Source organism: Roseovarius mucosus DSM 17069, assembly GCF_000768555.3.
Lineage (GTDB): Bacteria > Pseudomonadota > Alphaproteobacteria > Rhodobacterales > Rhodobacteraceae > Roseovarius > Roseovarius mucosus.
Window position 1 is genome coordinate 42751 of the sequence record NZ_KN293984.1, and the last position, 20172, is coordinate 62922.

The window sequence follows — 20172 nt, forward strand, 5'->3', positions numbered from 1 at the left end:
CCGGAAGTGAATCATGTTCTCATAACCGCGTCGAGGGCCGACTTTTTCAGCAGCCTGTTAAAGGTATGCTCAAGGAACTTCTGGCCGAAAATTGGCTGAGCTTCTGAGAACCTGAGGTGCAAATTTCGCTATGAGTCATTCTGCAATGTGCACTTGAGCCTTGGCAAGAAGGCCTGCCAACAAACACGACAAGTTAGGTCGTTCCAAGGGAATCTGGGTTCGGTCAACTGGCATGAAGCACCAAGACACTGTTAGACCGAGTCTAATAGACTTTTTCTGCTTTATAACAGGTACTTAGATTTGCGTGACAGACGTCTAAACAAGTGAAGGACAGCAAAAGTCCTTTCTTGAGGATAGCAACCGTTTTTGAGAACGGTCACCTCACCCTACCCCAGCAAAGGTCAAACACACCTTCGCCTAGGGAAAATCAAACAAAACGAAAGGAAAATCCTCAATGAAGGACCATAAAAGCACGCAAAAAGAAGCCGCAGAAACTCGCATTGCCGAAGAGGCATTTCAGAAACGCGTTGAACAAGGCATCACCGGAATTAAAACCATTCGCAAAGCGGCAAAGCCTCCTCTCAGCGATTACCTGATAATCGGGGAATATCTTTACTTCCTGTCGCTCGCCGTGCCGAGCACAAAACTCAGAAAGCAGAGGATAAAAGCTGAAAATCCCGAGATGCTCTTGCTTGATTCCGCCCTCAGATCAAACTGCAAACGCCTTTGGGAAGCACTTGAGGGAATGCGCGATACTGACCTCCTACAGGCTCTAAAGATCGCAGATATAAATGACTACTACACGACGCATCCAGTCGTGATCATCAGAGACTATCGCGAGGCCAAGAAATCGGCCTGACGGTCCTCAACAGCTTGCCCCAAGGTTGCATCGTGGCCTTGGGGTAATCTTTACGCTCTGAGCCCCTGACGTGCCCGTGAGGACGCTGGGGGCCTCATTGAGCCCTAACCCTAACTAAACCAGAAAAGAGGCCTCTTATGCCCTTCGATGCCATTGGCTCGGAGACCGGGTTCGTGTGTCCGGTCTGCTCCGAAAGTTTCATCAAGAAACGCTCCGACCAGAAATACTGCACCCCACACTGTAGAAAGCAGAATTATCAAACTCAGGACCGCAAGCAGAATCCAAAGAACGCCCAGTGCAGCCCTGCTGTTAAATGGATAAACCGGAGACAGCGCCAAAGGGCTCGCGAGCTTGCAGCAACGCTGTTCGGTATGCCTCCCAATGAGAGGCTTGGGTTCATGAAAAAGCTTATCGATGCCGCACGATCATACGATGCCAATCTTAGGAGCATCTTCACTGACCCAAGGCTGTTAAGAGCGTCATACCATGAACCATGGCTGTTTCACCGTAACTGCCCCGCTAGTTATGCAACGATCAGTCAAGCTGCTAACGCGTATTGTAAGCGCTTCTGGAACTCTAGCGTAGATCCCGTGATCCGAGGAGAAGTGCCAGAGCCACCAACGGGTGAGGTTTTTGTTTTTCCTAAAGCGTCGTCATCATACTAGTATATGTCGAGGGGCATTGGTTTACGTCCATAGTTGCGGCCGTCAACAGCAAGGGCGGTGAGCCGTCGTTCTCTGCATACGCTTGGACAATAAACGACCATCTTCAAAGCGGATCTTGCGAGACGTTTGCGCCTTCGCATTCATTGATCTTTGCTCGTATTTCTAGCTGTGCGGCAACCACTATCATATCCCTAGCACGTACCGATCGCCGGACCTATACTGCGTAGTAGGGTTGCTAGCGAGGTATCGGTTTGTCGGACAGTCTAAAGATAGTTCGTGTATTCATAGGCTCTCCCGGCGGCTTGGATGAAGAACGTCGCGCTGCTCATGAAGTCGTCGAAAGCGTAAACAGGAGCCATTCCGAAAGATGGGGCTGCCATTTCAAACTATTGGGGTGGGAAAATGCTGTTCCTGGATATGTTCGACCTCAGAGCAAAATAAACGAAGACCTTGATAGATGTGATTACTTCATTGGCGTTCTTTGGAACAAATGGGGTTCACGACCAAGCAATGATCCTTCCGGCTACACGTCAGGGTTTGAGGAAGAGTATGAAAGATCCAAGGCACGCATTGAAAGTGGATACATGAGAGACATGGCGATCTACTTCAAGGAAGTCGAGGTTCCGAGTGGTATGGAGCCAGGAGAAGAGATAAGAAAGGTACTCGATTTTCGGCAAAAGTGCATCGACGAGAAGAAAGTCTTCTTTAAGCCGTTTTGTGATGTTTCGGATTTCAAGGATGCCATCCGAGATAAGCTCGAAGAAATTGGCTGGAAGGAAACTGACATCCTCTCACCACAAATCCACCAAAGTAAAAAATCCAAGAAGGAATCCGATCACAATGATCTCATATTAGACTCGGCGAGCCAAGATGAGTGGCTAATTGAAGAGGAAGCCAGAAACTTCTTGTCAGAGCTAATTCAACGATCCCACGCATGGGAAGGAACGTCTCCACAAGAGGTGGCTCGCCTTCGGCTCATTGGCAATGCTATTTCAAGGTCGGGAAATGACGACAGCTATCTAGGGAACCATGATGCTAACCTAGTCTTCCAGCACATGCGGAATGAGCCGCTTTCAGATCAAGAGATCCAAGCACTGCTTGACTGTGGGGTTGTTGGATTTGAGCACCAAAATGTACCACTTTGGCGTTGGGTTGCACAGTCCCAACTCGGCGACGACACCTATTACCGTATCAGAATCCTCGCAACCATTGGAACCGATGTCGAAAAAAGGAATGCAATCCGCATCCTAGAGCTGCTTGATCAGGCTATCCCAACTCATGATGGCTATTTTAACAAGCATGGCGTCCTCACTACTTGGTTCGAAGAGGACACGGACAGTCGGGTATTTGACACTGCTTTGAGATTCCTTTCGGCCAACGGTCAAAGTGACGACATTCCGTTCATTGAGGCGGCCTCATCAAGCTGCTCACCACATCGTAAGAATAAGGTTGAGGGTGCCATTGTTGGCATTATGTCAAAATACAGCGCCAACGATGCTCTAAAGCAGCTATGTGACCGAAATGTTGACAAGCTTGACGACCGAATAGCCGATGGCCTTTTTGAGAGCCCACAGTCGCTTTCCTCAGAAGTTCTCAAGAAATGCCTAGCGGCTAAACCTGATCCGGTGCGGCTCCGGGCAGCCAAGATACTATCAATGCGGAACGAGCTAACACTTGATGACGCTCAGGAATTGTTGACAGATTCGAGCCTCGAAGTCCGGCTTACCGCATCTGAAGTTCTGGCACGTTTGGGGCATCCACTAGAAGAGGAAACACTGAAGTCTGTTCTGACGGTTGAGAAAAGTGGTTTCGGGTTTGGGCTGGTCAGAAGCATGGAAACCGACAGGAGGTTTTTTGAAACCTACCGCTCCAACAGGCTTTCAGAACTTACTATGAGTGAGTTGCGTGATAAGGTAGAGGGTCCAAGCCTGTTCGTGGATCGAGAGTTATCAGTTCTTTACAACAAGTTTGGCGCATCCATGCAGGATGAAATGCGGGCCAACCTTTCCGATGGTTTCAAAGGACACTTCGAGAGAAAACTTGAAGAAGCTAGACTAGCATATGGAGCTAGCAACAAAGTAGTCTTAGAAAGTGAGAAGCTTGGACCATTCCATCGGAAAGCGCTTTGTAGCGCCACAGTCGCGGCTCTCTGCAAGTTAATGAAACGTGACGATTTGGCACTGATCCGCACGACAATTGACCAATTCGAAGTGGACGCCAGTGAAAGCATTCTCAAGTATTTGTCTAAGTTTGGAGATTGGCAAGATATTCAGCGCGTCAAAAGTCTCGGCGACCACCCATCTGATCGCACAGGTCTCTTGAGTATTAGTCAGACAGAACTACCAAAGCAAAAGGCAGACGCGATCTATGCTTTAGGCAAGTTGTGTCTTGCAGATATGCTTGAGTTAGATCTGGATAACCAGATTAGAAAATATCTGCTGGCCGCTTTGCCGCAAAAGGCATTCAAGGATCTAAGCGATAATATTCTTTTGCGAGAGTTAAAACGCAGTCATGACGAGAGCCGGATAGTTTTTGCCCTACGGTGCGTGCAGTCATTGACTAAGTCGAGAACAACTTCCCTACTTGATCAATACGTGGACCGCGAGGGGCATCGCTTCTACAATAGTATTCACTGGCTCGACCTCGGCGCGGCCTTGCCAAGCACGATGGCGAAGTCAGTGGCTGAACGTGAATTGTCTAGGCGCTTCTAAGCTCAGCAATCAAACTTTGGTGGCTGGTGGTGCTTTCCTCACCGTGACAGCGAAAGTTTAAAAGGCAGTTTTCTCGGGCCGCATTGCAGCAAAGCGATCCTTAGTCCAATGTCGGCTTTGGGCCGTAAGGGTCTGTCTATAGGCATGATGAGGACACGCGCGGCACCGGTATATATTGAAACATTGGGCAGTTTTCTCCCGGAGCCCACCAATCTACCATCTGGGTTTTCGGAATGCCGTCGACAACAAATCTCGATAATAAGCCCAATAATAACCGCTCTTTTTTGAAGTCGATTTCTCTACCCCCCACCCCTTCTAGTACTCATGAAAAACCCAAGAGCCCAGCGCATCAATGCCCTGCCAATAGACCTTGCCCATGTGTCAGCCTCAGATGGTGGCGCGATAGCCTGTCAGTGGAGTCGGTTTCGGCTTCTGGCAGACACCCTGCCTCAACATCTTAAACATCAATGGCAGACAAGGAGGGCAATCAAATGCTCATCGGATACGCACGGACATCGACCCTAGAACAGAAAGCAGGCTTAGAGGCTCAGAGAGAGTCACTGAGGGCCATTGGCTGTGAAAGGGTCTGGGAGGAGCAGACCAGTTCAGTCGGCCTCAGGGAGTCGCTCAGAGACGCTGTGGGCTTCTGTCGGGATGGTGATACTTTGGTGGTGACGAAACTGGACCGATTGGCACGATCTGTTCGGCATCTCGGGGAAATTATCGAAGAGCTTGATGGCAAGAATGTCGGCCTTCGTATTCTGGACCTTGGGTTGGACACGACCAACGCCACGGGCAAGCTGATGCTCAATGTCCTAGGGTCTGTGGCCCAGTTTGAACGGGAAATGATGCTGGAACGTCAGCGTGAAGGTATCGCCAAGGCAAAGGCTAACGGCAAGTACAAGGGAAGGCATCCGAAAGCCCGAGAGAAAGCCCAAGAAATCACTGATCTAATCGCTCAGGGCGTATCAAAGCGAGAAATTGCCATGAGGTTGAATGTCTCAGAACGGTCAGTCTATCGCGTGGCATCAAGTGGATGACACATATGGTGCCCAAGAACCCAAAGACATCTACACTTAGTGGATAAGCGATGCTGACAAATGGGGGCTCAGTGCAATATCCTCGTGTTTGAAACGGGCACGTAGCCATTCATCTATAAACCCGAACTCTAAAATCGGAGGTCCCAATACATGCCATGACTGTAAATATTCAGATGGTCACGGTCTCAAAACGCCATCACCATCGAATAACAACTCAGAACAGTGCGACCACCAAGCAAAGCTAAAGGCTCGATACACTGGTCATAACCCTTAGGAGACAATTGAACGCCATGATGTCAGAAAAGCGCAAACAACGTAACAAAGAGAACCTTGGGAGCATTTTGAAGAATGCTCGCGTGAAAGAAGGCTACACCCAGAAGGCTTTGGCTGATGCTCTGGGTCTGGAGTACTACACCATGATCAGCCAAATGGAACTTGGGTATATCTCTATACCTGCAAGTCTCTGGACACCCATCGCTGACACGCTTCGAATGGACAAGTCTGAATGGGTCCTCAAGTGCGTTCTTGAGTACAGCCCCGAAATCTATCTTGCCCTTTTCGATCATCGTGGTCGCGCGGAAATAACTCAGGTTCTGAACGCACTCCGCAAAGGCGAACTGGACGACCTTCTGAAGCGATGAATGGTCCAAACTCAGAAGTATGTACTCACTAAATACAACTTACCTTACTAGGAGGTAATATCCATGAATCTCTTCAGACGCACTGATAGCCCTTACTGGTGGTATGTCTTCACCATTGATGGACAACGCTTCAGAGACTCGACCAAACGCCCCTTGAACGACAAGAAAGGGGCCATGGCTGTAATGAACGCCGAATACACCAAAGCCCTGAACATGGGCCAGCTTGGGCACAAGCCTGAAATCACCCTAAAGGATGCTTTCGATCTGACCTTGGATGAGGTCGAGGGGCAGACCCTACGTGTCTACAAGACACAGGCGACCAAGCTTCTCAAGGTGCTCCCAAAGACCAAGCTGGCGTCAAGCCTTACCCAAGGTGATCTGGATGCCCTACTGGCAAGACGTAAGAAGGCCGGAGAGCAGGGGAATACGATCAGGTGTGAGTTCAAGTTCCTTCGGAGAGCCTTGAGCCGGGTCAAGAGGACTCACAAGGTCAACGCCGATCTGGAGTGGCCGAACATCAAAGGCTTCACCAAAACCCGGTATCTGTCCAAGGCCGAAGAGAGAGCCGTTCTGGCGCGTCTACAGGCAGGGTCTACGATCACAGATGCAAAGGCATATGAACTGTGCATCATCCTGCTGGACACTGGTCTGAGGCTCATGGAAGCGGTCGAGGTTGATTGGGTGGACATAGACATGACCAACCGGACCATTGAGGTCTATCGGACCAAGACCGGGATCGTATCAACGGTGCCTATCTCGAACAGGGTCTATGAAATCCTGTCCAGAAAGACGAACCAGCCCAAACCCTTTGAAAAGATGGAATGGGCTGTCAAAAATCTTCGCAAGGTTATCGGTGCAGAATGTAACCAAAGCAAAAGGTTGATCGAACAACGAGGGAAGGCGACTATCCATACCCTCAGAGACACCTTCGCCTCACGGCTTCTGCAACAGGGCATGTCGCTGCACAAACTGTCGAAGCTGTTGGGCCATACCACGATCACTCAGACTGCCAAGTATGCGCAGCTTGAGAACTTGGACGTGGTGAGTGAAGCCCGTGAAATGATGGACGCAAGTTAAAGGAGAGAGGAAATGACAATTCTGGTGAACATATGGCTGACGATCTTTGGACCTCTGCTGATCGTCGTAGGTGTTGCAACCAACGGATGGATTGTTTCGGAGGTGGCACCGGACCTGACGCCCAACTACATCTTGTGGACCTTCGTGGTAAACTTTTTGGCCCTCATTACCGCTTGGGGATTGTTCAAACGTATCTGGCAGAAAAGTTTTGACACGAAATTGACACGGAACAGTAAGTCCATACCTGAAGACCGGATCAGGATGGAACCAACTATCTGAAAACATTGAGGAAATGGGCTTGGTGGGTGATGACGGACTCGAACCGCCGACATCTTCGGTGTAAACGAAGCGCTCTACCAACTGAGCTAATCACCCGTGCGCTGCGTGATAGCCAAGCGGCAGGGCCAACGCAAGGGGTTTGAATGCGGCGGGCGCAGGCTTTTGTGCCGGCCCGCCACTTGGGGCGTGGGACCTAGACCCGCGCGGGGCTTTTGGCAAGCAGGGTGTAGAGGCCGCCGCCCAGGACCGCGCCGATCACCCAGTTGTAGCCCGAGAGGAACCCGAACCACGGCACCCAGACCGTTGCCACGGAAAACACCGCCGCAAGGCCAAAAGCCGTGACCGCCGTCCGGTTCCAGCCGTTCTGGTAATGATAACGCCCACCCTGCATGTCATAGAGATCGTCAAGGTCGAGTTGGCCTTTGCGATGGACATAGTAATCCACGATCATGATGCCAAAGATCGGGGCCAGCGTGGCACCAAGCGTGTTGACGAAACCGCCGATGCCGAATTCGCTGATGAAGCTGGTCCAGAGGCCGCCGATGATGAGCGCGAAGACCGAGGTGATGAGCCCCGCCTGACGAAAGCTGATCTTGCCGGGGGCGAGATTGGCGATGCCGTTCACCGCCGGGATGAAATTGGCGACCAGGTTGATGCCGACGGTCGCGGCAAAGAAGGTGATCGCGGCAATCACGCCCAAGAGCACCGAGTCGGTGCGCTCGACAATTTCGCTCGGGTTGGTGATTTCTTCGCCAAAGACCACCGCGGCCCCCGCCGTGGTCAGAAGCGCCAGTGCCGAGAAGAGGATCATGTTGAAAGGCAATCCGGTGAGGTTGCCCAAGAGCATCGTGGGCTTGTCCTTGGCATAGCGGGAAAAGTCGCTGAAGTTGATCATCACGGCGGCGAAATAGGCCACCATGGTGCCGACGATGGCGACAAAGCCGTTGAATTCACTGGCAAAGGTTGCATCCGGATTGGCAAAGATCGTGCCCGCGGCCGACAGAAGCTGCCCATCCGAGCGCTGCCAGAGCACGATAACAAGGCCGATCATCACCAGATAGACAAACGGGCCGGCGATGTTGAGGAAGGTCTCGACCCAGTTCATGCCGCGCCAGAAGATCACGATATGAAAGGCCCAGACGATGAAGAACGACAGCCAGTCGATGCCGGTAAGGCCAAGGATCTCCGCGCCGCCGCTCGCGCCGGTGACCGAGCGGATCAGGAGCGCCACCGCCGTCGAGGCGAAATAGACCTGAACGCCATACCAGAACACCGCCACCGTGGCGCGCAGGATTGCGGGCAGTTTCGCGCCGCTGGTGCCCAGGCTTGCGCGCGCCAGCACCGGGTAGGGGATGCCGTATTTTTCGCCCGCAGCCCCCGAGAGATTGACCATCCACATGGTAAAGAGCCCTGCCGCGATGAGGGCGGCAAAGGCGGTCCAGCCGCTGACCCCGTAGGAGATGAAAAGCGAGGCCACGAGCGAATAGCCAAAGAGCGACTGCACGTCATTGGCCCAGACGTTGAAGATGGCGAACCATCCCCATGTCTTTTCATCCGCCCCGACCGGGTTGAGGGTATTGCCCTCGGGGTCCATCGTGTTGCCTGTGGGCACATGCCCATGGTCGATTGCAGTCATTTTTTCCTCCCTGACCGATCGAATTCTGGATTTTTCTTGTTGTTTCATCTGGCCCTAAATACCTCGGGGGTCCGGGGGCAGCGCCCCCGCCTCAGAGTGCCATGTGCCGGTTCACGTCCTTGTAGAGCAGATAGCGGAACGGGCCCGGACCGCCGGCGTAACAGGCCTGTGGGCAGAACGCGCGCAGCCACATGAAATCGCCGGCCTCGACCTCGACCCAGTCCTGATTGAGGCGGTAGACCGCCTTGCCCTCGAGCACGTAAAGCCCGTGTTCCATCACATGGGTTTCGGCAAAGGGGATCACCGCGCCGGGCTGAAAGGTGACGACGGTGACATGCATGTCGTGGCGCATGTCCGCTGGGTCCATGAAGCGGGTCGTGGCCCAGCCGCCGTCGGTATCCGGCATGGGGATGGGCGCGATGTCGTTTTCATTGACGACCATGACGGGCGGATGCTCGAGTCCGGCGACGGCCTGATAGGCCTTGCGTATCCAGTGGAACTTGACAGGGGCATCGCTGGTATTGCGCAGCGTCCAGGCGGTGCCGGGTGGGATATAGGCAAAGCCGCCCTCGGTCATGTCATGCGCCTGCCCGTCCAAGGTGAGGCGCAGCGCGCCCTCGACGACAAAGAGCGCCGCCTCGACGCCCTCTTCGGTTTCGGGGCGGTCAGAGCCACCGCCCGGCTGCACCTCGGCGATATATTGCGAGAAGGTTTCGGCAAAGCCAGAGAGCGGTCGCGCCAGAACCCAGAACCGCGCCTTGTCCCAGAAGGGCAGATAGCTCGTTACGATGTCGCTCATGGTGCCGCGCGGGATGACGGCATAGGCCTCGGTAAAGGCGGCGCGGCCGGTCAGAAGCTGGGTCTGCGGCGGCAGGCCGCCTTCGGGGGTGTAATAGCTGCGCTTGGTCACGGCTGCGGTCCTTCCACGGTCAGAGGCTGGTCAAAGTAAAACTCTTCGAGATTGTCGCCGGGGCCGATCCGGTCGATCACGGCATAGCGCCCGGCGCGCCCGATGGGGGCCAGAACGCCGTGCCAGACATTGCGCAGCAGATTGACCCCCTGCCCCGGCTGGCTGAGATAGGCGCGCGGGGTGGCGGGGCGGCCATTGTCATCCTCGGCGACGCAGAGCAACATCGGCACCCCATCGAGCGGGATGAACGCCTGAGAGCCCAAGGGATGCCGCTCCATCAGGTCGAGCATGTAGGGCAGGTGCCGCGCCTCGGCATCAAAAAGGCTGATCCCGGCGCGGCCATCCAGAAATTCGAGCCGGGCGCGATCATGGAAGCGCCCGCAGAGGCCTGCGTTGATCATCCGGTCGGGGGCGCCCGCCACCTCGAGCACATCGCCATAGGGGGCAAAGGCGGCAGCGGTCAGGGGCTGGGCGATAAGGGGCGCGGTCATGGCAAGAGCGCCTGCAAGCGCGGCAGGGTTTCGGCCTCAAGCTGCGCAGGCGTCAGCGGGCCGCGCTCTGCCGGGCTGGCCTGTCGCAGCACGCGGGAAAAGACATTGAGCAACCCCAATGCGCTGTCATGGGCCGGGCCAAGCTCCATCTGCCATGCGCGGTCCGCGATCCACGGGGCGGGGAGCAGCGGGCCGAACACCTGGGCAAACCGCGCGTGGTCCATCTGGCTGGGCCGCTCGCGGCGGCCGTGCGGATGGGTTTTCGCCCAGTGTTCTGCAATGTCGATCCGGCGCGGGCACCACACGTTTGCATGGCTCTGAACATGCTCCAGGAAACGGCGCAGGCCCGCGATCTTGCCGGGGCGGCCAATGAGGCGGCAATGCAGGCCCACGGTCATCATCTTGGGCGCGCCCTCCTGCCCCTCGGCATAAAGCGTGTCAAAGGTGTCGGTCAGATAGGTTTCGAAATCCCTGCCCGTCACCCAACCGGGCGAGGCGGCAAAGCGCATGTCGTTGCATTCGAGCGTATAGGGGATCATCAGCTGGTCGCGCGTGCCGAACTCCTGCCAGTGCGGCAGGTCATCGTCGTAGCAATCCGAGATGTAATCAAACCCACCCTCTTCGGCGACGAGGCGGACGGTATTGACGCTGCAGCGGCCGGTATACCAGCCGCGCGGACGGGTGCCCGTGACCTCGGTGTGCAGGCGCACCGCCTCGGCGATGGCGGCGCGTTCTTCGGCCTCGGGCATGTCCTTGTGCTCGATCCATTTGAGGCCATGGCTGGCGATTTCCCAGTCTGCGGCCTGCATGGCGGCCACCTGTTCAGGGCTGCGGGCAAGGGCGGACGCCACGCCATAGATGGTAAGCGGGATGTCCATGCCGGTAAAGAGGCGATGCAGACGCCAGAACCCGGCGCGCGCGCCGTAGTCATAGATCGATTCCATGTTCCAGTGGCGCTGACCGGGCCATGGCGTAGCCCCCGGAATATCCGACAGGAATGCCTCGGACGCGGCATCGCCATGCAGCAGGCAGTTTTCGCCGCCCTCCTCATAGTTGAGCACGAATTGCACCGCAATCCTTGCGCTGCCGGGCCATTGTGGGTCTGGCATCTGGGGGCCGTAGCCGCGCAAATCTCGGGGATAGCGGATCATGTCATCACCTCCGGGGTCGTGTCTTGGGAAGAAACGCAAGGACAGGGGGCGATTGGCCCCCTGCCCCGGTCTGACTGCGGGTCAGCGGTCAAGAAACCGCTTTGCGGCGGGCAGGTGCCGCATCAGCACGTAATAGGTGACACCCGCCGGGATCAAGCTGGCATACCACGACACCGCCGAAAAGGTCAGCGCCGCAACCACACCCACCGCCATGGCGATGATGGCCGCCGGATTGTAGCCCGCGTAATCGCCGCTCTCGTCATAGAGTTTCTCGAGGTCGAGCGTTTGGCGGCGCAGCAGGTAGTAATCCACCACTAGGATCGCAAAGATCGGACCCAAGAAGGCGCTATAGGTCTGGATGAAGAGATTGAGACCGGCGGCGGACTCGTTCTTGACCAATTCCCAGGGGAAGGTGGCAAAGGCCAAGAGGCCGACCAGAACGGCAGAGGTCTTGTAGCTGAGCTTGAACACATCCATCAGCGCATAGGCCGGCGGCACGACATTATTGAGAATATTGGTCGTGACCTGCGCGAAGGCGATGAAAAGCAGGGTGACGACGAGCAGGAGCTTGTTATCCACCGCATTCGAGAAGACGCGGATCGGGTCCACTTCGCCGGTCGCGCTCGACACCATGAGGCCGATCAGGCCCATGAAAAGCGTCGCAGGCAGGATCGAGTTGGCATAGATCACCACCTGACGCACCCGCCCGACATCCTGCCGCAATTCGCGGCTATAGTCCGAGACATTGAGCATCATCGTGGCATAGATGCCGAGAAAGAGCATGGTCGCCCCCCAGAACGGCGCACCCCAGGTGCCCTCGACATTGATCAGATTGGTGCTGATTTCGTCGCCGTATTTGCCGATGACAGAGGTGAACATGTAGATCAGCGCGCCGATGATGAACACCGAGCCGATATTCTCAAGCCACTTGATGCCGTGAAAGCCCAGCACCGAGAGCAGGATCTGCAGAGCCTGGAAGCCCACGAAAAAGACCACGATGTTGGAATAGCCAAAGAGTGTCTCGCTCACCAGGTTGAGCGCGCCGGCACCGATCCAGCTCTGGAAACCGAACCAGACGAGGGCGGGGACAGAGCGCACCAGCGCCGGGATACGCGCGCCGGAAAAGCCGAAGGCCGAGCGCAATTGCACCATCATCGGGATGCCGTATTTATGCCCCGCCGCCCCGTTGATCATCAGCGCAACGCCGATGACGGTGCAGCCGATAGCGATGGCCAGAAACACCTGCAGCAGGTTCAGCGTGCCCACGAGGCCCGAGCCGATGGTAAAGGTCCCGATGGATACGCAGCCGCCAAGCCAGGCAAAAAGATAGGACCACGGGTCCATGATCCGCGTTTTCTGGGGGGCCAGCGATTCCTCGCCCAGACCCTTGTGTTCGATCACCTCGGGCATATGCCCGTCATGCGGCAAAACACCCCGGTTTGTATCTGAAATTGTCATGACTCTCCTCCCTGAGATGCATTATTTCGGGTTTGGTGGCGCGTAGGCACCGATCTTGCTGGTCTTGATGCCCGCACCCACGAGGGCTTCGGCGAATTTCGTGGCGACGGTCACGCCGTCGATGACGGGGATTCCGGTTTCTTCTGTCAGCCATGCGGCGAGGTCGGCCATGCCGGCACAGCCCAGAACAACGGCCTCGCAACGATCCTCCTCGATCGCCTTGAGGATTTCGGCGCGCACCAGCTGGCGGGCGTTCGATCCGGGTTCTTCCAGTGCCAGCACCGGGATCGCCGCAGACCGGACGCGGCGGCACTGGTGATCAAGCCCGTAGCGGCGGACCAATTCCTCGATGATCGGAACCGAGCGCGGCAGGGTCGTGACCACGCTGAAAGAGGTGGCGACCATGCTGGCCGCCTTGACCGCCGCCTCGCAGATACCGATCACCGGCCCGGTGGCGATTTCACGGCAGGCGCCGATGGCGGGGTCGTCGAAACAGGCCACGACGATGGCGTCGGCCCTTTGCGCCTCGGCCTCGCGGACCTGATCGAGCAGGCGCGGGGCCGCCATGACCTCGTCGTAATGGCCCTCGATGCTGGCGGGGGCCCCCACGCCCGACCGCGCCTCGATAACGACACCCGGCGCCGTGACGGCCCGCGCGGAGGCCGCGATCTTGTCGGTCATGCTCGTGGTCGAGTTTGGGTTGATGACAAAGATTTTCATGGGCTCCTCCACTTGAACTGCAACTTGAGTAACATAAATTGTTAACAATTTAAACAGACAATTTTTCCGGTCGATTTTGTAGCCTGAAAATGTAAGTTTTCCCGCAGCAAAGGAATGGAGCGCCCTATGTCTGACACCCCGGAAACCGTGCTGGTCGAGCATGTGCTGGATGCCATCTCGGATCAGCGTTTGCGGGCGGGGACCAAGCTGGGCGAGCAGGCGCTGAGCGATCTTTTTTCCTGCAATCGCGCGCATGTACGCCGCGCGCTTGCGACGCTGGCAGCCTATCAGGTGGTCGATCTGATCCCCAACCGGGGGGCGTTTGTATCCACCCCCTCCGAGGACGAGGCGCGCGATGTGTTCCAGGCCCGTCGCGCCATCGAGGCCACGATCATCCGCAACGTGGTGCGCCGCGCCGATGAGGCCGATATTGCCAGTCTGCGCGCGCATCTGGCGACCGAGGATTCGATCCGAAGCCAGAATGACCGCCCCAAGGCGATTCGCGCCTCACGCGCCTTTCACATGCTGCTGGCGAAGATCGGGCGCAATTCGGTGCTGGAGCATTATCTGGCGGAACTGACCATGCGCACCTCGCTGATCATCGGCCTCTACGGGTCGAATGCGGCAAGCCTCTGCTCGGATGACGAGCACGCGCGGATTGTGCAGAGCATCGCAGACCGGGATGAGGCGCGCGCGCAAGAGATGGTGGATCACCACCTGCGCCATATCGAGGGTGAGATCGCATTCGGGGAAGAGGCGCCGCGCGTCGGGCCGCTCTCGATGATCCTGTCCCCGGATCGCGCAACCGGGTGACGGCAGTCAGGCCGCGCCGATGTCGGTTGTGGCGACGGCGACGGCCTTGACCACGGCATGCACCTCTTGGCCCACGGCAAGACCCAAGGCCGCAGCCGAGCGGCGCGTGACACGGGACAGCACCCGGCCAGCGGCGGTATCAATTGCCACGATGGCACCGGGGCCACCACCAGGGCGTATTTCGTGGATGGTGCCGGGCAGGATATTGAGCGCCGAGAGACCTTCGGGACGGGTGCGCGCCAAGATCACGTCATGGGCGGCGATGCGGATGCGCAGGCTGGCGCCGGGATGGGCCGCGACGCGCGGCAACAAGAGGGGGATGCCACCCGCCGACAGCTCTGACAGCCCATCGGCGTGATGGGCGACGACCCGCGCAAGGAGCACGGCCCCCGCCTCGCGCGCGCCGGTGGGCAGAACGGCGGGATTGCCCAGCACCTCGGCGGCTGGCCCCTGTGCAATGACACGGCCAGCCTCGAGCGCCACGACCGTGGTCGCCAGACGCGCCACCTCGGAGGCGGAATGGCTGACATAGAGGATCGGCACGCTGACCGAATCGCGCAGACGCTCGAAATAGGGCAGGATCTCGGCCTTGCGCGCCTCGTCGAGTGCAGCCAGCGGTTCATCGGCAAGGATCAGTTGCGGCGCGGCAAGGAGCGCGCGGCCGATGGCAACGCGCTGTTTTTCACCGCCAGAGAGGGCAGCGGGCCGCCGCTCCAGCAACGCGCCAAGGCCCAAGAGATCGACGACCTGCGCCAGATCGGCGCGCGCGGCCCCCTTGGGGGCGAACCACGCGCCATAGCCGAGATTCTGGCGCACGGTGAGATGCGGGAAAAGCCGACCCTCCTGAAAGATATAGCCCAAACGCCTGCGATGCGGTTTGAGGCGGACCCCTGCGGCGGTATCGAGCAACACCCGCTCGCCCGTAACGATCCGCCCCTCGTCGGGCATCAAAAGCCCCGCCACGGCGTTGACGATGCTGGTCTTGCCCGAGCCGGAGCGGCCAAAGAGCACGGTGACACCGGGTGGCGCGCGAAACTGCACATCGAGCGTGAAGGCCCCGAGCCTGTGCCGCAAGGAGACATCCAGCATCATTGCCCCCCGACACGGGCCGCAACCCGCCGCGAGAGCCATTCGGACAGGGCCAGCGCCAATGCCGCCAGCGCAATCGACAGCGCCGCCAGCCGGGCCGCGCGCCCTTCGCCCCCCGGCGTTTCAAGGAGCAGGTCGATCGCCAGCGGGATCGTCTGGGTCTGGCCCGGAATGTTGGAAACAAAGGTGATGGTCGCGCCGAATTCGCCCATGCCCTTGGCAAAGGTCAGCACGGTACCCGCGAGAATGCCCGGAATGATCAAGGGAAATGTCACGGTCAGGAACACCCAGAGGCGTGAGGCGCCCAGCGTGGCCGCCGCCTGTTCCAGCTTTGGATCGACCGCCTCGATCGACAGGCGCACGGCGCGCACCATGAATGGCAGCGCCATGACCCCGGCGGCCAAGGCCGCGCCGGTCCATCGGAAGGCAAAGCTGAGACCAAGGCTGCTCTCGAAAAAACCGCCGATGGGACCGCGCGCGCCAAAGCCCAGCAAGAGCAGGTATCCCGTGACCACCGGCGGCATGATGAGCGGCAGATGCACCGCCACGTTCAAGAGCCCCCGGCCCGGAAAGCGCCCGCGTGCAAGCGCATAGGCCAGAGCGATGCCAATCGGCAGATTGATGAGCGTCGCCCAGAGGGCCACCCGCAAGGACAGCCGCACCGCATCCCATTCCGCAGGGCTGAGCCAATCGGTCATGCGTTAGTGCGCCAACACGGTAAAGCCCTGCCGTTCGAAGGCTACGCGCGCCTGTGGTCCGCGCAGATAGGCGAGAAACTCTGCCTCGGCGGGCGTGTCACGGTTGGCAAGGTCGGCGACGGGATAAACGATGGGGGGGTGGCTGTTCTCGGGAAAGGTGCCGACGATGGTCACGCGCGCGTCGGCGGTTGCATCGGTGGCGTAGACGATGCCAAGCGGTGCCTCGCCGGTGGCGACAAAGGCGAGGGCCGCGCGCACATTGTCGGCCTGCGCGACCTGGGGCGCGACCGCCTCCCATAGCCCGAGGGATTGCAGCGCGGCCTTGCCATAAACGCCCGCCGGCACGCTCTCGACCAGCGCCATGGCCAGCCGCCCGTCGCCAAGACGTGCCATCAGATCGAAATCGGGGCCAATTTCCACGGCCGGGGCATCGCCATGGGCCACCAGAACAAGGCGATTGCCCAAGAGGTCAAAGCGCGCGTCCAGCTCGATCAGCCCGTCCGCTTCGAGAACGTCCATCCAGTCGGGGCTGGCAGAGAGGAAGATGTCAGCAGGCGCGCCCTGCTGAATCTGGCGGGCGAGTGCGGAGGAGCCTGCGAGGGCGATAACCAGATCATGGCCGCTGGCCGCCTCAAAGCCTGTCTCGATCTCTGCCAAGGCGGTGGTGAGGCTGGAGGCGGCAAAAACGGTGATGGTTTCAGCGCGGGCCGTGCCGGGACACAGAAGGCCAAGACCAAGGGCGCAAGCGGCGGCGATATGCAGAGGATGCGAATGGGTCACGCCAGTTTCCAGGTCCTGATATAGTTCTGAAAACATATCGCAAGAGGCAGGATCAGAGGCAAGCGTTATTTTCCGTCGGGAATATCCCTAAGCATGGACTGGATTGCGTTGATCCGCGCCGCCCCGGCCTCGGCCATGATGTCTTCGAGTTTACGGTAATTGGCCAGCACCTCGGCACCGGTATCGGTCAGGTAGGCACCGCCCCCCTTGGCCCCGCCACGACTCGATTCAACCAAAGGTTCGCGAAAGGCGGTGTTCATCGATTCCACCAGCATCCACGCGCGTTTATAGCTCATGGACATGCTGCGCCCGGCGGCGGCGATGGAGCCGGTATCACGGATACGTTCCAGGAGATCGGCCTTGCCGGGGCCCAGCATCGCGTCTTCGCCAAAGACGATGCGAATCCGGAGGCTGGGGGTGGCGGGCTGGGTCATGGCCGGGTTATGCCAAGGCGCGTTCGGTCACGCAAGATATATCGGATACTCTCAAGTCAGCCGACAGAGGCCTGAAGATCGAAGATCGGCAACAGGATCGCCAGCACGATCACCAGTACGAGCGCGCCCACGATCATCATCAATAGCGGGTCGATCAGGGCCGAGACACGCTTGCGCTCGTTGGTGAGCCAGGTTTCGACCAGCACCGCCGCGCGTTCGGTCATGCGGCCAAGGCGGGCGGATTTCTCGCCTGCGTCAATGAGTTGGCGGCAGACGGGTGGAATAAGGCTCATGCGGGTGAGACCCTGACTGAGGCTCTCGCCCGAGCGCACCGCCTCGGCCAGATCGAGCGCTTCGGCGCGAAAGCGGCGGATCACCAGCACATCGCTGGCAGAGGTCACGGCATCGACCACGGTCTGGCGGCTGGAAATCACCAGCGCCAGCGTGCGCAGATATTGCGCCGCCGCCGAGAGACGCAGAAGCCGGCCAATGACCGGCAGCGAGAGGGCAATGCCATGCCAGCGGTCACGCACAGACGGCACGCGCAGGGCAAAGACAAGGCCGGTGATGCTGGCGGCAATGCCGATGGCGAGGGCAATCCAATGCGCCTGAATCCAGTCGCTGATCGCCATGACCACCTGTGTCAGTGGCGGCAATTCGCGACCAGAGACCGCGAACATCGCGGCAATCTCGGGGGCGACGTTGACCATCAGGATGCCGCAGACCAAGAGCGACACGGCAGCCACGAAGGCCGGGTAGATCAGGGCGGTGGCCAGTTGCGCGCGGTCGGCACCGACGGTTTCGAGATATTCGGCCAGCCCCTCGAACACCGCGGCCACATCGCCCGATGTTTCGCCCGCGCGCACCGCCGCGATGTAGAAACGGGGAAAGCCCGCGTTGGCCTTGTCGAGCGAGACCGAAAGCGGCTGGCCATCCATGAGCGCCGCCTTGGCCTCGGCTGCGGCGGCCTCGATCACCGGCGAGGTGCCGGAGGAGCGTATGGTTTCGAGCGCCATTTCGGCAGACAGGTCCGAGGACAGGAGCACCGCCATCTGGCGGGTGAAAACCGCGCGCATATCGGCGTTGAGCCGGGTGCGGCGGCTGCGCGCGAGCGTGAGACCGCCCCCCTGACGCTTGGCGATAATGTCCTCGGCAAAGAGGCCCTGACCGCGCAGGATGTCGGCGGCCTGTGCCTCGCTCTCGGCCACGAGGGTGCCGCGTTTGCGCTGACCTTCGGCATTGAAGGCGGTGTAGGCAAAGGCCCTCACAGCGCGTCGCCCACCACGCGCAGCGCCTCGGCAAGGCTGGTTTTGCCCGCCGCCACCTGATGCAGCGATTGGCCAAAGAGGGTCTGATCGGGGGCGAGCGCCACGCGCTTCATCTCCATTTCCGACTGGCCCTTGTCGATGGCGGCGCGCAGGGCTTCGGACACTTCGAGGATTTCGAACACGCCAACGCGCCCCGCATAGCCGGTGCCATTGCAGGAGGAGCAGCCGACAGGGTGGTGGATCGTATCGGGGATCACCATGCCTGCGGCTGCAAAATGCGCGGCCTCATCGGCGGTGGGGGGGGCTGCGCGACGGCAGGTGGTACAGAGCTGACGCAAGAGGCGTTGGGCGATGACGCCCCGCAGGGTGGCGGCGATGAGAAAGTCATCCAGCCCCAGATCGCGCAGACGCACCACCGCGCCGACAGAGCCATTGGCGTGCAGCGAGGAAAACACCAAGTGCCCGGTAAGCGACGCCTGAGCGGCGACGCTGGCGGTTTCCTGATCGCGGATTTCGCCCACGAGGATGATGTCGGGGTCCTGACGCAGCGCCGCGCGCAGTCCAGCGGCAAAGGTCATGCCGATTTCGGCGTTGATCTGGCTCTGACTGATGCCGGGCAGATCGTATTCGATCGGGTCCTCGGCGGTGAGGATGTTGCGGATCTCGTCATTGGCGAGTTGCAGGAGCGAATAGAGCGTCGTCGTCTTGCCTGAGCCGGTGGGGCCGGTGGCAAGGATGATGCCATTGGGCCGCGCCGCCATACGCTCCAGCACCTCGATCTGATCGGCGCGCAGGCCAAGTTGATCCAGCGGCATGAGACCGGCAGAGCGGTCGAGCACCCGCATCACCACCCGTTCGCCATAGTTTCCGGGCAGGGTCGAGACACGCACGTCGATGGCGCGCCCGCCCAAGCGCAGCGAGATATGCCCATCCTGCGGCAGCCGGGTTTCGGAAATATCGAGGCCCGCCATCACCTTGAGCCGCGACACCACGCGGCGCACCGGCAGATCCTGACGGTCGAGGACCGATTGCAACATGCCGTCCACGCGCATCCGCGCGCGCAGGCCATTCTCATGCGGCTCGACATGCAGGTCAGAGGCCCCGGCGCGCACGGCGCGGCGCAAGAGCTGATTGACGAGCTGGATCACGGGCGCTTCTTCGCCGTCTTCAAGCAAGTCGCGCGGGCCACGGCCGCCGCCTGCCCCTTCTTCGAGATCAAAGGCCAGATCGTCTGTGCCGGTCTCGGCGCTGGTGCCGTCCTGATAGAGCACGGCGAGTCGCGCCTGAAACGCCTCGGAGGAAAGCTGTTCTGTTTCGAGCGGCTGGCCAGCCCGCCTGCGCGCCTCGCGCAGGCCGAGGGCCGTGGCACCGGGACCGATCAAAAGCCGCGCCCCTTCGATCAGAACCTGTTGATCGCGCGCGAGCGTAAAGGGCAAGAGCTGCGCGGTCATG

General features: G+C 59.0%; 18 protein-coding genes, 1 tRNA gene and 2 pseudogenes. 8 read left to right on the top strand and 13 right to left on the bottom strand.

Translation table 11 applies throughout. From position 1 onward, the window contains the following. The first annotated feature begins 454 nt into the window (after window positions 1-454). The 7 genes and pseudogenes from ROSMUC_RS15370 (at window position 455) to ROSMUC_RS15395 (ending at window position 7272) form a co-directional block, all read left to right on the top strand. The gene (locus ROSMUC_RS15370) at window positions 455-859 is read left to right on the top strand and encodes a hypothetical protein (RefSeq protein ID WP_037275134.1); all 405 of its coding nucleotides are present in this window, start codon (window positions 455-457) and stop codon (window positions 857-859) included. A 916-nt stretch (window positions 860-1775) separates the two neighbouring features. Next, a pseudogene (locus ROSMUC_RS21760) lies at window positions 1776-2069 on the top strand (DUF4062 domain-containing protein); the annotation flags it as partial. A gap of 48 nt (window positions 2070-2117) precedes the next feature. After that, complete coding sequence (locus ROSMUC_RS15375; RefSeq protein ID WP_245875200.1) at window positions 2118-4235, top strand: HEAT repeat domain-containing protein; 2118 nt, start codon at window positions 2118-2120, stop codon at window positions 4233-4235. A gap of 491 nt (window positions 4236-4726) precedes the next feature. Continuing rightward, a complete protein-coding gene (locus ROSMUC_RS15380; protein ID WP_037275306.1) occupies window positions 4727-5275 on the top strand; it encodes a recombinase family protein in 549 nt (182 codons plus the stop codon). A gap of 290 nt (window positions 5276-5565) precedes the next feature. Next, a complete protein-coding gene (locus ROSMUC_RS15385) occupies window positions 5566-5916 on the top strand; it encodes a helix-turn-helix domain-containing protein (protein ID WP_037275140.1) in 351 nt (116 codons plus the stop codon). 63 nt (window positions 5917-5979) lie between these two features. Next, entirely contained in the window at window positions 5980-6993 is a 1014-nt protein-coding gene (locus ROSMUC_RS15390; RefSeq protein ID WP_037275143.1) for a tyrosine-type recombinase/integrase, read from the top strand. A gap of 12 nt (window positions 6994-7005) precedes the next feature. After that, entirely contained in the window at window positions 7006-7272 is a 267-nt protein-coding gene (locus tag ROSMUC_RS15395) for a hypothetical protein (protein WP_037275146.1), read from the top strand. A gap of 20 nt (window positions 7273-7292) precedes the next feature. Here ROSMUC_RS15395 and ROSMUC_RS15400 read toward each other — a convergent pair. From ROSMUC_RS15400 to ROSMUC_RS15430, 7 genes and pseudogenes are all read right to left on the bottom strand, one after another. Continuing rightward, window positions 7293-7368 (bottom strand) — tRNA-Val (locus tag ROSMUC_RS15400). Window positions 7369-7465: 97 nt separating this feature from the next. Beyond that, window positions 7466-8908 carry an NCS1 family nucleobase:cation symporter-1 gene (locus ROSMUC_RS15405; protein ID WP_037275148.1) on the bottom strand — a complete coding sequence of 481 codons (1443 nt, stop codon included), beginning with the start codon at window positions 8906-8908 and terminating at the stop codon, window positions 7466-7468. Between the two features lie 91 nt (window positions 8909-8999). After that, window positions 9000-9818: a bifunctional allantoicase/(S)-ureidoglycine aminohydrolase gene (locus ROSMUC_RS15410; protein ID WP_037275151.1), complete on the bottom strand. Its 819-nt coding sequence runs from the start codon at window positions 9816-9818 to the stop codon at window positions 9000-9002. After that, a complete protein-coding gene (locus ROSMUC_RS15415) occupies window positions 9815-10309 on the bottom strand; it encodes an ureidoglycolate lyase (RefSeq protein ID WP_037275154.1) in 495 nt (164 codons plus the stop codon). Before ROSMUC_RS15415 ends, ROSMUC_RS15410 begins: the two co-directional genes overlap by 4 nt. A 62-nt stretch (window positions 10310-10371) precedes the next feature. Beyond that, window positions 10372-11460, bottom strand: a pseudogene (puuE, locus tag ROSMUC_RS15420) (allantoinase PuuE); the annotation flags it as partial. 81 nt (window positions 11461-11541) lie between these two features. Beyond that, on the bottom strand, window positions 11542-12918 hold the full coding sequence (locus ROSMUC_RS15425) for an NCS1 family transporter (RefSeq protein ID WP_245875201.1): 1377 nt from the start codon (window positions 12916-12918) through the stop codon (window positions 11542-11544). A gap of 21 nt (window positions 12919-12939) precedes the next feature. Continuing rightward, the gene (locus ROSMUC_RS15430; RefSeq protein ID WP_037275160.1) at window positions 12940-13638 is read right to left on the bottom strand and encodes an aspartate/glutamate racemase family protein; all 699 of its coding nucleotides are present in this window, start codon (window positions 13636-13638) and stop codon (window positions 12940-12942) included. A 126-nt stretch (window positions 13639-13764) separates the two neighbouring features. Here ROSMUC_RS15430 and ROSMUC_RS15435 point away from each other — a divergent pair, with 126 nt between their 5' ends. Further along, a complete protein-coding gene (locus ROSMUC_RS15435; protein ID WP_052115407.1) occupies window positions 13765-14451 on the top strand; it encodes a GntR family transcriptional regulator in 687 nt (228 codons plus the stop codon). Window positions 14452-14457: 6 nt separating this feature from the next. Here ROSMUC_RS15435 and modC read toward each other — a convergent pair whose 3' ends face one another. From modC to ROSMUC_RS15465, 6 genes are read right to left on the bottom strand one after another with little or no spacing between them, the layout of a single operon-like run. After that, complete coding sequence (gene modC / locus ROSMUC_RS15440; protein WP_102105997.1) at window positions 14458-15540, bottom strand: molybdenum ABC transporter ATP-binding protein; 1083 nt, start codon at window positions 15538-15540, stop codon at window positions 14458-14460. After that, window positions 15540-16238 carry a molybdate ABC transporter permease subunit gene (gene modB / locus ROSMUC_RS15445; RefSeq protein WP_037275168.1) on the bottom strand — a complete coding sequence of 233 codons (699 nt, stop codon included), beginning with the start codon at window positions 16236-16238 and terminating at the stop codon, window positions 15540-15542. The genes modC and modB overlap by 1 nt, the downstream gene beginning before the upstream one ends. Window positions 16239-16241: 3 nt before the next feature. Then, a complete protein-coding gene (gene modA, locus ROSMUC_RS15450) occupies window positions 16242-17054 on the bottom strand; it encodes a molybdate ABC transporter substrate-binding protein (RefSeq protein WP_102105990.1) in 813 nt (270 codons plus the stop codon). A gap of 29 nt (window positions 17055-17083) precedes the next feature. After that, on the bottom strand, window positions 17084-17452 hold the full coding sequence (locus tag ROSMUC_RS15455) for a winged helix-turn-helix domain-containing protein (RefSeq protein ID WP_037275171.1): 369 nt from the start codon (window positions 17450-17452) through the stop codon (window positions 17084-17086). Between the two features lie 56 nt (window positions 17453-17508). Then, complete coding sequence (locus ROSMUC_RS15460; protein ID WP_037275172.1) at window positions 17509-18720, bottom strand: type II secretion system F family protein; 1212 nt, start codon at window positions 18718-18720, stop codon at window positions 17509-17511. Continuing rightward, the gene (locus ROSMUC_RS15465; protein ID WP_037275175.1) at window positions 18717-20171 is read right to left on the bottom strand and encodes a GspE/PulE family protein; all 1455 of its coding nucleotides are present in this window, start codon (window positions 20169-20171) and stop codon (window positions 18717-18719) included. Before ROSMUC_RS15465 ends, ROSMUC_RS15460 begins: the two co-directional genes overlap by 4 nt. Window position 20172: the final 1 nt, after the last annotated feature.